Source organism: Leptospira tipperaryensis (assembly GCF_001729245.1).
GTDB classification, from domain to species: domain Bacteria; phylum Spirochaetota; class Leptospiria; order Leptospirales; family Leptospiraceae; genus Leptospira; species Leptospira tipperaryensis.
Genome location: NZ_CP015217.1, coordinates 2,230,970 through 2,244,206 on the forward strand (window position 1 = coordinate 2,230,970; position 13,237 = coordinate 2,244,206).

Sequence of the window (13,237 nt, forward strand, 5' to 3'; positions counted from 1 at the left end):
CCAGCTTACCACACAGTTTCAAACTGGGATCACACCAGTGAATCCTGTCTTCTATAATTACTTTTCGGGTCCGGAAGAATTTTTAACTTATCTCAAGAAAGATCGATTCGGAGGATCCGGAATGATCTCCACACCCGTTCCCAAAGAACCTTATTTTTCGGAAACAAATCGAAAAGCGAGATTGGAGCTTCAGGAAAATCAGATCTTGATTTTTTTAAAAGGGAAGGAAACTTCCAAAACGTTTGCAATTCCTCTCAACGGAAATTCGAAAAAGAACGAACTGGAATTTTTACCCGATTATCTCAGTTTTAAGAATGGAGAGGAAACGTTCACGGTTCGGCTCCAACCCTTGGATCGAGAAAGAATTCATCTTCAGATCGATTCTAAGATCGGTTTGGAATTTTCGGGAACTCTTTCCAGACTTAAGGGCTGGAGGAAATGGTTTTAGACTTTAGAACTTCTCGAATCTGATCGGCGATCGTTTTTGCCGCGACACTTCTGTAAAATTTTCGGATATCGACTTTCTTACCCGCGTAAGGCTTTTTTGAAAAATCCAGAAGAGCTTTCACCCAAAGATCCTGTTCCAATCTTAGATATTGAATCTGATTTCCTCCAATTTCCCGAAACACCGAAAGATCCGTAACGATCGCTGGCTTTTGCAGACTCAGAGCTTCCAAAAGAGGAATTCCAAATCCTTCGTAGAGGGAAGAAAATAAAAACAGAGAACAATTCTTATACATATGAGCGAGTTCCACATCGGAAGGACTTTCGATCCAATGGATTCCGAGTTCCTTGCTCTTTTGACTTCGAAGAGTTTCGATAAATTCAGGATCATCCCAACCCGCCTTTCCGCCGATCACCCAGGAAAACTTCTGACTTAGCTTTACGGATTTTGAATATTCTAAATACGTCTTATACAAAAAGGAATAATTCTTACGGGGTTCAATCGTAGAAACTGAAAGAAAATACTTTTTAGGAAGAGAATCCACTCTTTTTCCGGGTTTTTTCTTGAGAAGTCCTTGAAACTCGGAAAGTTCGATTCCTGGATAAACCACTTGCATTTTTTCTAATGGAATCCGGAAGAATTTCGCGACCTCGTCTCGAGTCGATTCGGAGATCGGAAGGAGTTTATCCGCGCGGCGGATGGACCGGGAAAGATAAAATTTTTGCTGAAGTCTTGCGAGAGTTCGCATCGTATCCGGAAAACGATAAGCTACGAGGTCGTTATAGGTCAGAACGGTCGCGGTCTTTTTGGAAAGAAACGGAGGAAATACCTGTTGAGTTCCCCAAAAAAGATCCAGCTGAATTTTGCGCAGCTGCAGAGGAAGCGCGATCGCAAAGTAGATCCCGCCTTTTTTGGAAAGAATCCCCTCCCCTTTGATAAACGTAATTCCCGGAAGTTTGAGAAGATCCGCGTAACTCGGATGTAGATCCCGATGGGAAAAAAGATAAAATTCAAAACTGGGATCCTTTCCCAGATCCAAAAGCGCGCTGTGGATCATCTTTCCTACGCCCGAAACGGGAGTTGAAAAAGGTCTTGCGTCCACGCCGATTCTGATCTTGTGCATTGGAGTTTTTGAATATTCTTTTTTTTTCATATAGATTTTTCGATCAGTTCCAATCCCTCAGACTGGATCGAAAATACGTTTTCGAATTTTCCCAGAGTTGATTCAGGGATTCGGAATGACCCGCGATCAAACCCTCTCCTCGACCGGAAACGGTCTGAAATTGATAAGGTTGACCGGATTGAATCTCCAGATCGGATCCTCCGGAAGCTCTTACAAGCGCGATTCCTGCACAAACGTCCCATTCATTTTTTGGTTTGAGAGAAACGGAAATGGAAGCAACCCCTGCGGCGACGAGGCCCAACTTGTAAGCGATCGAACCCAGCGCCGAATATTTCCAATCGATCGGAAGCATACTCTGATTAAAAAGTCCTTCCCTTTCTTCGGTCCTGGAAATCAGGACCGTCTTGATAGGAGAATGAGAATGTAATTTTTTTGAGAATCGTTTGAAGTCGATTTCATAAGAATCCGGTATCTCCGAAAGTTTCAGATAATCCACGCCTACACTTTCGTCTCCGAAGATCAATTCTCCCGTTACCGGATTGAGAATCACGCCGAGAACCGCTCTTCCCTTTACGGACAAACCAAGGCTGATCGCAAATTCCGGATTTTTATGAACAAATTCTCTGGTTCCGTCGATCGGATCTAAGATCCAAGCCGCCGGAAGTATGGAGATGTTTTTTCTTTCCTTGTCTTCTTCCGAAAGAACGGGGATGTTTGTAGACTGAAGAATTTCGGCGATTAGAGCGCCTGCTTTGAGATCGGCTTCGGTGACGGGATCGTTCCCACCTTTGTCGGTGACTTTGAAATCAGAATTATAAATTTCTAATACGATTTTGCCCGCTTCCAGGACGGAATTTATAGCGGGCTTGAGATATTGAATCGAATCCAAAAGAAAAAATACTCAGGAAAAAAGAATCACTTAACGGGCTTCGCTTCGGGAGCGGCTGAGCTTTCCTTGTGGGGATCGTCTAAGTTTTCCGGGCGGATATAAAATACTTCGTTTTCGGGAGTTTGAAGATAGATTTCCGGATCCATTTTATAGCTGTAGAAGAAAAGAAATTTCTTATACTTCACATAAACCGTGTAAGTACCTTTTTGAGGTTCATACAACATCGTTTCTACGTTGAGATCCTTTGTGATTTCTTTATATTCAAGATATCTATGATGGAGAGTATATTTTACCGCAGAGAGCAGGTTTTTTTCAAGAGTGGCTTTTTTGAAAGCGTCTGAAATTTTAACGTTTTTGTTAAACTCTTCTACTTTGTTAAATTCTTCTACAACACCTTGAGACTTTCCGGCGTTTATACCTGAAGAGGCAATGAGAAGCAATAGAGATATCACGAATATTTTCTTCATCTGGGTTTCCTGTGTCTGCTACTAGTATCGGATTTCGGGGAAGTAAACTTACCCCTTCCTTATAATTTCTCAAGCGGAGTGTAGGCAACAAAAAAGTTCTTCTCCACGTTTCCGAATCGAATCGCCACCTTGGTATTCTTTTCTTTTCCGGAAACCGTTAAAATCGTGCCGATCCCGAATTGTTTGTGTTTTACCCGGTCGCCCGCCCTGAGTTGAAGGTTATCCGGAGAAGGAGGTTCTGAAAAACCGGAGTTGGATTCTTCTTCGATTTCTCGAACCTTGGAAGCGAGGGGCGGTCCCTGTGGTCTTCTCGCGGTCCGTTCTCTGGTTGCAAATTGCTGTTCTCCGAAACATTCTTTCGGAACTTCTGCCAAAAACCGGGAAGGAATTCGGTCTTCGATTTTTCCGAATTTGCGGGAAGTTCGGCAAAAACTCAAATAAAGATCCTTTCGAGCTCGAGTCAGAGCTACGTAAAAAAGGCGTCGTTCTTCTTCGTCTCCAAACTGAGAATCTTCGAGACTCATACTGTGAGGGAAGGTTCCCTCTTCCAATCCGGATAAAAAGACGATCTGAAATTCGAGTCCCTTCGCGTTATGCACCGTCATAAGATTTACGTAGTCGGTGAGCTCTTTCGTATCCTCTTCGCTCGTGAGAAGACTGATCTGATTTAGATATTCTTCCAAAGAAGGAGAATCCGAATTTTTCTCGTATTCTTCGATCGAATTGACTAGTTCTTGTAAGTTTTCCAGACGAGCGATGGATTCTTCCGTACCCTCTTCTTTGAGATAGGACATGAGACCGGAACGATTCAAAAGTTCTAATGCGATTTCGGAAGGAGAAGAACCCTTTTCGGTCTTTTCGATGAGGTCGCTAAAAAGATGAAAGAGTTCCTTTCCTTTTGCCTTCGCCGCTTTTTTGAGAGGAATCTCTTCGCGTCCCAAGGTTTCCAAAAGTGAAATTCCTTTTTCAAGGGAGAATTCTCGAATCTTATCGATTCCGGAATCTCCGATTCCACGCGGAGGATAGTTTACGATTCGTAAAAGTGAAACGGAATCCACCGGATTGGAAACTACGTTTAAGTAGGCGATAAAATCCTTGATTTCCGCCCGGTCAAAAAACCGAAACCCACCGAAAATTTTATAAGGAATTCCGATGTTTCGCAGTGCTTCTTCAAAGTATCTAGACTGAGAATTTGTTCTGTAGAATATTGCAATATTCTTATATTCGGTTCCGGAAGAATACGCCGAACGAATTCTCGTAATGACTCCGTGGGCTTCTTCCGATTCGTTCTGAAACTCGGTAAGAATCACCGGAGAACCCTTCGGGTTGTTTGTAAAAATTTCTTTTTGTTTGCGTTGTGTGTTGTTTGAGATGACGCGTGACGCGGCGAGAATGATGTTCGAAGAAGAACGATAATTTTCCTCGAGTTTGATGACGACGGATTCCGGAAAATCCTTTTCAAAGTTTAGAATGTTCGCGATATCCGCGCCTCTCCAGGAATAGATCGACTGATCGTCGTCACCCACGACGCAGAGATTCTTTTTTTCTCCCGCGAGAAGAATCACGAGTTCGTATTGGACCTTGTTTGTATCCTGATACTCGTCGACCATGACGTATTCCCATTTGTGACGATATTTGGAAAGTGCATCCGGAGATTTTTGTAGGAGTTGAACCGTCTTCCAGATAAGATCTCCAAAATCGAAAGCCTTACTTGTTTCTTTTCTTTTCTCGTATTCCTTATAAATCGCCGAGACATTTTTTGAAAAATCGGTTCGTCCTTCCTTTTCAAGATAAGCTTCCGGAGACAACATCTTATCTTTAAGACCGCTGATATAATTTCCAAGCATCGATGGCTTGTAGAATTTTGGATCGAGAGACAAATCCTTTACGACTTGTTTGAGAAGAGATTCCTGAAGAGTCGTATCATAAACGGTAAACCCTCCCGCGTATCCAAAAAAGGAAGCTTCTCTTCTTAGGATATAAAGACAAAGAGAATGAAACGTTTTGATTTGAAGATTGGCCGGAAGGAACGGAACTAAGTGTTTGACTCGTTCCTGCATTTCGGCGGCGGCCTTGTTTGTAAACGTGACGGCGCAGATTCTATCAATCCCGTGATTGATGAGAAGATTCGCGATTCTATGGGTGATAACGCGTGTTTTGCCCGAACCCGCTCCCGCTAAGATCAGGACTGGACCGGAAACTTGGAGGACGGCTTTTTTTTGCTCTTCGTTTAAACCTTCGAGGAGAGGATCCACCGTCAAAACCTATAATCTCCGATCCCGAAGACAAACTGAAACGCGTTGTCCGAATCGAATTTTGTAAAAGGATGATCCGCGACGCCCGTGTATTTCAATTTTTGAGCAAAGTAAATCCGGAGAGGAAGAACCGGGATTTGGATTCGAAGACCCACACCCCAAGAGAATCGGAATTTATCCAGTGCGACGTTGTTTCCGGAAAGAACAAGATTGGCCGGATTGTTTAATTCTTCGTAGGTATAATCCGCTTTCCGAAGAGCCGTAAGGTTATAAGAATTTGTGAGCGCATAACCGACCGGATCTTTTTGTTGTGCTTCTAAAAGCCTTTGATCATAGGTCGTAAAAAGATCTCTACGAACTCCCTGCGCTCGGTTGACTTCTTCATAGAGGGCTCCTGCGTCAAAGAAAGTTACGAGCCAGAGTAAACTTGGTTCGATCGGAAATCGAAGTTCCGATCCGAAGATCATACGGCTCGCGGCCCCGTCTCTCCATTCCGTCGGATACTTGGCGTCGTTATAGAACCAACCGCGAAGAGATTCGTAACCGCCTAAGAATTGTAAGTCCTGCAACTGAATGTATGGATTCTGAATCGGATCTTGTTTTCCATAGGAGGGAACTCTCTGAAACGTAAAAAGAGAAGAACTTCTAAATTCTTGAACGACTCTCCAGCGACGAAGGGCGTTGTTTCGAAATAAACCGAAAAGACTGTAGTCAAACCAAGTATGATAGTATTCAGCCAAGATACGATACTGATCAAAGTGCGACTGACCACCTAACAACTGTCCGACGTTGTCCACTTGAAAGAGAAGGTCGTAACCTTGAGTCGGATTAAAAACGTTGTCTCGAATATCATAAGCGAGACCGTTTGAAACCTGAGAACGGAACTGCCAACCTCTTCGAACCTCTGCAAGAACCTGATCGGATACGAGAGAAGACGGGTTTGTAGAAGCGTAGATACTCGGTGAATAACGGTGGAAGTGGGTCCAGTTGATAAAGATTCGATGACCGATCCCGACCGTAAAACCCACACCGTCTCTGGAATAGATCGCCTGTTCCTTGATCGATTGCTGGTTGTTGTTTTCCGTAATGGAAACCGCACCCACGTTGTAAATTCTCGAAGAATAAAAAAGAGAAAGAGAAAGAGACCAAGGTTTATTGTAGAGCCAAGGTTCCGTCCAAGTCACCTGGAACAATCTTCGATACGGACCAAACTCGATTCTTCCGGAAATTTTTTGACCGGTTCCGTTTAGGTTGTTTTCACCAACTTCGGTAAAGATGGAAAATCCTGTAATCGTTCCGTAACCGCCCCCCATCGAGACGGTTCCGGTGGGTTGTTCAAGAACTTCGATGATCAGGTTCATCTTGGTTTGATCCGAACCCGGTCTCATGTTGAAGTTGACTTCTTTAAAATAACCGAGGTTGTAGATTCTTTCCCGAGAACGGTTTACAAGAGAAGAATTAAAAAGATCCCCTTGTTTGAAGAGCAACTCTCTTCGGATCACTCGATCCTGAGTCTTCTTGTTTCCTTTGATGACTACGTTTTCGACATACGCTAAATTGTTTTCACGGATATTAAAATCGACGTGAACGAATTTCTTTCCGTGTAACTCCGGTTTGGTGTTATAGAGTTGTCTTAAACGTTTGATATGAAGTTGAGCGTATTCAGTTTCACAGATTTTTCTTTCTTCATCCGTTTTACGAGTATAACAATTTTCGTAATATTCTATATTTTCCCGATCTAAGGAAATGACCTTTCTGCGAGGAATCACCTGAGCAAAAAGATAACCTCTCGAACTATAGAGTTCGTTCATCGTTCCGCGATCCCGCATAAAACGAGTTTCGTCAAAAAGAACTCCCACATCCGCGTCGCTGTAGTCTAAATTTCTTTCCAAGTCCTTTACCGGAAGAAGCGGTTTCAATTCTTCCTTAGGAGTTTCCGGAGGATTGTTTTCCTTGTTTAAGAAGAGAGGTCTTCCTTCGGCATCCAAGGTCTTATCGTGATTGAGAGTATAACCGTTAAAAAAGTAAACCTGGCCTTCCGAGATCTTGATATTTACGATGATGACTCTTCGGTCTTTTTTTTCGGGATTCTCCCAGTGGATTTCCCAGTTGGTTCCTTCTCGCATGAGTTCCGCGTCGAGATAACCCTTACTTTTAAGATACGCGACGATCGTATCCTTATCTTTTTCGAAAGAAGATTCTTTAAAATTACCTCCTTCAAAAACTCCTTCTTCTTTCATTTCCATCACGGAAAGAAGTTCCGAAGTTTCTACGGATTCGTTCCCATAGACGTTGATCTTGGAAACGGGAATCTCCTCCCCTTCGTCGATGATAAAACGGACTCGAACGAGATTTGTTTTTGGATCCGGTTTTCCGAGTTCCACTTTTACATAAGCGAGAAAAAAACCTTCGTCCCTGTATTTTTGTAAAATGAGATCTCTGGACTTCGTAATTTTTTGAGGAGTGATGACTTCGTTGTCTTTGAGAGGAAGTTTATCTCTTAAGTCCGCAGGAAACACTTCGTCGGCGCCGACAAATTCTACTTCTTTTACTCTGGGTCTTTCTTTTAGTTCGACTACGATCCGAACTCCGTCGCCCAACTCTTCGGCTTGGATGTCTACAAAGTAGAAAAATCCGGAATTAAAAAGAGTCTTTAGATCCTTGTCTAAAACTTTCTTTGTAAGCTGTTTGCCGATCCGCATATCGATCATCGATTCCAGATCGCTATCGGAAGTGTTTTTATTTCCTTTGAATTTTACTTCTTTGATTACCTTTCCGATATAATCGCTTCGTTTGGAAAGAAGTTGAGTCAGTTCGCCTGAATAGAATAAAAGTCCGACGAGGATGGCTAGAATAGATCCTTTCAGAATGAGGGAAAATGTTCGTTTCAACTTAAAGACTGAGCCACCAGATATTTGCTTACAGAATCAAACCGCTTAAGGCCGGTATTTATTTTTCTCCGCTTCCCGATTGTCTAACCATCGCTAGGTTAAACTTACTCACTCCTGCCTCGTTTACCTTATCAATCACTTTGATTACGGTTTGATAGCTCGCCGTACCATCCCCACGAATGATCACTCTGTTCTTACCGGGTTCTCTTTTGTCAACAGGCCCCAAAAATACGTTGATCTTCTCGGTAAGTTTTTCCAAGGGAACAGGATCGGTATCCTTATCTAAGAATATCTTTCCATCCTTATTGATGGTGATTACCAGTTCGTCCTTTTTCTTTTCCTGCGCCGTGGAAGAAGAACGCGGAAGTTCTATCTTCATTACCGTAGATTTTTCCAAGGTCGCGTTCATCAAAAAATAAATTACGATAAAACAAATAACGTCGATCAAAGGAGCCAATTCGATTTGGCCGACTCTACCCGCAGAAGATCGGAACTTTCTAAATTTCATATTACTTCAGATATTTGATCGCTTGGCCGGAAAGATTTTCCATCTCAGCGATTGTATCTTCTTTTTTCTTTTGAAAGTAGTTGTAGGCTACGTAAGCCGGAATCGCGATCGCAAGTCCCATCGCCGTCGTAATCAAGGCCTCGCTGATACCCACTTCGGCCCCGCGTGTTCCGGAACCTTCTTCAAAGGAACGAATGATTCCCAAAACCGTTCCTAAAACTCCAAGGAGAGGAGAAATCGTTGCGATCGTACCCAGACCGGATAGAAATCTTTCCATCTTAAGAATCTGAGCAAATCCCGCGGAAAGCATTTCCTCTTCCGCCGCATCTAAATTTTTACGAGAAGATTCGATCCCCGCTTGCAGAACTTGAGAAGCAGGACCGTTGTTTAAGTTTTTAAGAAAGTCGGTTGCGGTGTCCCAATTTTTTTGACGAAACAAGTCTTTGAGTGCGCGCCAATCATTCGGGGTAATGGGTTTCCATTTCGAAAAGTAAAGCATCCTTTCGATGATGATTGTGAAACCTACGATAGAAACTAAAACGATAACGATAGGAACCGATTCCGGAGGGATCGCAGAAATTAGAGAATCAGATTTGGCTAAAAACATTTGAGTGAAATTCTCCCATAAGTAGAGTTTAAAACTCTCTTGTTACTGCCAAACAGTTTTCTAATCTGCGCCCACCCTTTTTACAGGGATTCTCACTGGAAAAGATCCACAGTCAGACCGCCTGTTTTTTCAGCAGTTCCTTTGCATGTTCAAGAGCGCCTTTCGATACCCTCTGACCCGAAATCATTCTCGCAAGTTCCAAAGTTCGTTCTTCTAAGCTCAGAAATTCCGCGCGAGAAAACGTCCTTCCTCCTTCGACAAATTTACTGATTTTTAGATGATCATTCGCGGCGGATGCGATCTGTTGAAGATGTGTAATCAGGATCAGCTGGTGATTCGAAGCTAAATTCCGAAGCTTACGAGCCACGTCCATCGCGATCTCTCCACCCAAACCGGCGTCAATTTCGTCAAAGATCAGAACTCGAAGATGAGACTGACCTCCCAGAATCGAACGAATCGCGAGCATCACTCTGGAAACTTCTCCGCCGGAAGCGATTTTTCGAAGTGGTCTCGGTTTTTCACCCGGATTCGGACTAAAATAGAATTCTAATTGATCGAGTCCGGTTTCGTTTACGATATAACTCTTTCCGGAAGCTGAAATTTCTCCATCCGCACTCGGTTCCCAACGAAGCACGACTTGAACGGCAGCACCCGACATTCCCAGATGTTCCAATTCGGATTTGAGAGAAGATTCAAATCGAATGAGAGATTCCCTTCTCGCTTTGGAAAGTTGGATCGAAAGAGAACCGAGTCTTGTCGTAACATTCTCCACTTCCGCTTCCATCGATTCCTTGTTCTTGGAATTTTTTTCCATCGCTTCCAGTTCTTGTTCCGCCTTTCTTTTACAATCTAAAATCTCGGACAAGTCGGAACCGTATTTCTTCTTCAATTTGGAAATGAGATCCAAACGAGACTGAACGAATTGCAAACGGTCCGGAGAAAAGAAAATCTCTTCCTTTTCATCCAAAACGGAAGAATTGATTTCCTTGAGTTGGATATAAATTTCCTGGAGAGAATCCAAGGTTTTACCAAAATCAGGTTGAATGGATTTAATCTTTTCGGCAGCGCTCAGAAGTCTGGGAAAGGAAGGAAGAATCGCGGATTCGGAATCCGCGAGATAAGAGGAAAGAATTTCGAAATTCTCCGCAAGAAGTTCTCCGTGCGTCAAAAGACGTTCTTCCTTACTCAAACTCTCTTCTTCCCCGTCTTTCAAATCCGCTTCTTTGATTTCTCGGATTTGAAACGAGAGAAACTCGATTCGTTTGGATTTTTCCTCTTCATTCTTACGCAGTTCTTCCAGACGCTTTTTCAAACTCTTATACGTTAAGAAACATTCTTTCACCTGATTTCGAAGAGGAATCAAACCGGCGTGCAAATCGATGATATCCAGCTGTTCGCTCCGATCCAAAAGAAGAATCTGATCGTTTTGATTGTGCACTTCCGCGAGCAATTCTCCCAGTCCTCTCAGCGTGGTAGAAGAAGCCAGGGATTGATTGATTAGAATTCGAGACTTTCCGTCCCGACTGCATTCTCGGTGCAAAGTAAGTTCTTTGGAATCGGCCGGAAAACCTTTCTCTTTCAGCCAATCCAGGGCGATCGGGTTTTGAGAAAGATCAAAAACTCCTTCCAAAACAAACTTTGGCGCGCCGGTTCGGATTTCCATAGGGCTGCTCTTCCCTCCCAAAAGAGAAGAAATCGCGTCCAGAATCAACGACTTTCCGGCCCCCGTTTCTCCGGTGATGACCGTCATTCCCTTTTGAAAATCAATACAGGCTTCTTCAATGAGAGCAAAATCTTTTATATTCAGGGTTTTGAGCATACTTACCTCGGGATACTAAACAAATTATACCCTTCATATAACTGCTATACAAATGACTGCAAGTTATTTTTTATTTAAAATCATTTTTAGGTAAAAAAAAATTGAGATCTCCGGGCAAATTCTCGCCAAACACGGGTAAACGAAGGTTTGAAATCTTGAATTCTCAAAATTTTAAGGGAAGAATTTTTAGCTTTTTAATAAAACCGCTCCTAACGTAAGAATTTTGGAAAGAGAAACCGCAAAGAAGGAATGAAATATTCTAAATTTTGAATTCTTTTGTTTTCTTTCCGAAATCAAACAAAGCAAGGGAGAAAGATTTGTTTTAAAGAATTCTCATTTTATGATATTTTGATGGAGTTCTCATGCCTATTTCCTTTTAAATAAAACAAAACTTCCTTTCTTATAGAAAATGAACTTTCGATTTTAGCAAATTCTGATTTTGAGATAAGATCTTTGCGTTCTATCTCGAATCTCTGAAAAAAATCGCAGCGACAAAGGTTAAGAGTAGAAGCCCTTTTGCCAAAATAAAATCGGGAATTCTCAATGCAAACGGTTGAAAAGAATGAGTCTGGATTTTTGCGGTTTTAACCGATTTTTAGAATATCGTAATTCTGGAATTTGATTGATTCAATCTCTTTATCATCGAGACTGACAGTGAAAATTGTAAGCGTCCGGAATTAACGGGGATAGAAAGAAATATGGCAAAAAGTTTTCAAGACTTAGATCAAAAACTGAGCGAACTCATCCAGACACGTTCCCGAATTACGGTTCAATCCTCTCGGATGAACTCCAAACTTGAAAAATACGTTCTTCGAATCATTACGGAAATCCTAAACAAAGTCGGGCAATCCCGTTATATCGAGATGCTTTATACCATCACGAAGGAAATGTCCATCAACGGAGTCAAAGCAAACCAAAAGAGAGTTTTTTTTGAAGACGAAGGATTGGACATTCGAAATCCGGAAGAGTATGAAAAAGGTGTCGCCGCTTTCAAAGCAAAGTTTTCGGAAAAAATGGCGGACGAATATGGCAAGAGATGTCTTGCTCGTGGAATTTCTGTAAAATTAAACATTACTTATACAGCAGACGGGATCGTAGTCGAAGTCACAAACAACACTCCAGTAATCGCCGAGGAACAGGAAAGGATGCGGGAGAAAATGAAAAAGGCGATGGGTTATAACGATATCGCCGAATTCTACATGGATAACATGGATAATACGGAAGGAGCGGGACTTGGTATCGCTCTTATTATGATTCTATTAAAAAGTGAGAATATAGATCCTCACCTCTTCCGAGTCATGACTCACGAACACGAAACCGTTGCGAGAGTGGAAATTCCGTTTTCAGAAAATTATATCAGCATTCGAAGTAAGGAACTAAAGGAAAACAATCTTGGAAATCAAAGGTAAAACTGTTTTAATCACCGGCTCTGCGGGTGGATTGGGAAAAACGATGGCGGAATATTTCGCCAAAAGCGGGGCAAAAATCGTCCTTTCAGACATATCTGAAGAAAAATTAAAAGAAGCTGAAAATGATATCAAGTCCTTGGGAGCTGAAGTGTTTTCTTTTAAAGCGGACGTATCCAAAGAAGAAGATGCAGAAAAGCTTATGAAGGCCGCGGTAAGTCAGTTCGGCAGTTTAGACGTTGCGGTTTTAAACGCTGGAATTTTAAGAGACGGTCTTTTGGTGAAAACCGATAAAGAAACCGGTAAAGTAATTTCTAAAATGTCATTAGCAAATTGGCAATCAGTCATCGACGTAAATCTTACCGGTGTGTTTCTTACCGGAAGAGAAGCTGCGATTCAGATGATCGAAAGTAAAAGTAAAGGTGTAATCATTCCGATCGCATCGGTTGCGATGCACGGTAACCCCGGTCAGACAAATTATTCCGCAGCGAAAGCGGGAGTTGCCGCAATGACAAAACTCTGGGCAAAAGAGTTAAGTAGATACGGCATTCGTGTGGCAGGAATTGCACCGGGATTTATAAAAACAGAAATGGTAATGAAAGACATGAATCCGGAAGCATTAAAAAAATGGGAATCTCTTATACCAATTGGTAGATTAGGAGAACCTTATGAAATAGCAATGACTGCAGAGTTCATTGTTAACAATGATTTAGTGTCCGGTGTCGTATTAGAAATATCAGGTGGAGTAAAAATTTAATCGGAAATCGATTTTTTCAGAAAAGAACTTTACACTAAAAGAAAATTATAATATAATTGACTGTAATTTA

11 protein-coding genes are annotated in these 13,237 nt (G+C 42.2%); 3 read left to right on the forward strand and 8 right to left on the reverse strand.

What is annotated here, in order from left to right; translation table 11 throughout:
* Window positions 1-37: 37 nt before the first annotated feature.
* Window positions 38-448: a hypothetical protein gene (locus A0128_RS10550; protein WP_069607477.1), complete on the forward strand. Its 411-nt coding sequence runs from the start codon at window positions 38-40 to the stop codon at window positions 446-448.
* Here A0128_RS10550 and A0128_RS10555 read toward each other — a convergent pair.
* From A0128_RS10555 to recN, 8 genes are all read right to left on the reverse strand, one after another.
* On the reverse strand, window positions 423-1,598 hold the full coding sequence (locus A0128_RS10555; RefSeq protein WP_069607478.1) for a glycosyltransferase: 1,176 nt from the start codon (window positions 1,596-1,598) through the stop codon (window positions 423-425). The two genes, A0128_RS10550 and A0128_RS10555, sit on opposite strands and share 26 nt — an antisense overlap.
* A 13-nt stretch (window positions 1,599-1,611) precedes the next feature.
* Window positions 1,612-2,457 carry a 3'(2'),5'-bisphosphate nucleotidase CysQ gene (locus A0128_RS10560; RefSeq protein ID WP_069607479.1) on the reverse strand — a complete coding sequence of 282 codons (846 nt, stop codon included), beginning with the start codon at window positions 2,455-2,457 and terminating at the stop codon, window positions 1,612-1,614.
* Between the two features lie 26 nt (window positions 2,458-2,483).
* Entirely contained in the window at window positions 2,484-2,924 is a 441-nt protein-coding gene (locus tag A0128_RS10565; RefSeq protein WP_069607480.1) for an LIC11625 family surface-exposed protein, read from the reverse strand.
* A 59-nt stretch (window positions 2,925-2,983) separates the two neighbouring features.
* Window positions 2,984-5,179, reverse strand: coding sequence for an ATP-dependent helicase (locus tag A0128_RS10570; protein WP_069609241.1), 2,196 nt, complete (start codon window positions 5,177-5,179; stop codon window positions 2,984-2,986).
* Between the two features lie 2 nt (window positions 5,180-5,181).
* Window positions 5,182-8,070 carry a BamA/OMP85 family outer membrane protein gene (locus tag A0128_RS10575; RefSeq protein WP_069607481.1) on the reverse strand — a complete coding sequence of 963 codons (2,889 nt, stop codon included), beginning with the start codon at window positions 8,068-8,070 and terminating at the stop codon, window positions 5,182-5,184.
* A gap of 58 nt (window positions 8,071-8,128) precedes the next feature.
* Window positions 8,129-8,578, reverse strand: coding sequence for an ExbD/TolR family protein (locus A0128_RS10580; protein WP_069607482.1), 450 nt, complete (start codon window positions 8,576-8,578; stop codon window positions 8,129-8,131).
* Window position 8,579: 1 nt separating this feature from the next.
* Complete coding sequence (locus tag A0128_RS10585) at window positions 8,580-9,185, reverse strand: MotA/TolQ/ExbB proton channel family protein (protein ID WP_069607483.1); 606 nt, start codon at window positions 9,183-9,185, stop codon at window positions 8,580-8,582.
* Between the two features lie 112 nt (window positions 9,186-9,297).
* The gene (gene recN / locus A0128_RS10590; RefSeq protein WP_069607484.1) at window positions 9,298-11,004 is read right to left on the reverse strand and encodes a DNA repair protein RecN; all 1,707 of its coding nucleotides are present in this window, start codon (window positions 11,002-11,004) and stop codon (window positions 9,298-9,300) included.
* Between the two features lie 698 nt (window positions 11,005-11,702).
* On the opposite strand from recN, the gene A0128_RS10595 reads away from it, so the two are divergent.
* Both A0128_RS10595 and A0128_RS10600 read left to right on the forward strand, forming a co-directional pair.
* Complete coding sequence (locus A0128_RS10595) at window positions 11,703-12,413, forward strand: histidine kinase (protein WP_069607485.1); 711 nt, start codon at window positions 11,703-11,705, stop codon at window positions 12,411-12,413.
* On the forward strand, window positions 12,397-13,167 hold the full coding sequence (locus A0128_RS10600) for an SDR family oxidoreductase (protein ID WP_069607486.1): 771 nt from the start codon (window positions 12,397-12,399) through the stop codon (window positions 13,165-13,167). Before A0128_RS10595 ends, A0128_RS10600 begins: the two co-directional genes overlap by 17 nt.
* Window positions 13,168-13,237: the final 70 nt, after the last annotated feature.

Excerpts from the sequence above, each read along its gene's own strand:
- A0128_RS10595 (WP_069607485.1), top strand. The coding sequence starts at position 11,703 with ATGGCAAAAAGTTTTCAAGACTTAGATCAAAAACTGAGCGAACTCATC.
- A0128_RS10565 (WP_069607480.1), bottom strand. The coding sequence starts at position 2,924 with ATGAAGAAAATATTCGTGATATCTCTATTGCTTCTCATTGCCTCTTCA.
- recN (WP_069607484.1), bottom strand. The coding sequence starts at position 11,004 with ATGCTCAAAACCCTGAATATAAAAGATTTTGCTCTCATTGAAGAAGCC.
- A0128_RS10580 (WP_069607482.1), bottom strand. The coding sequence starts at position 8,578 with ATGAAATTTAGAAAGTTCCGATCTTCTGCGGGTAGAGTCGGCCAAATC.
- A0128_RS10555 (WP_069607478.1), bottom strand. The coding sequence starts at position 1,598 with ATGAAAAAAAAAGAATATTCAAAAACTCCAATGCACAAGATCAGAATC.
- A0128_RS10585 (WP_069607483.1), bottom strand. The coding sequence starts at position 9,185 with ATGTTTTTAGCCAAATCTGATTCTCTAATTTCTGCGATCCCTCCGGAA.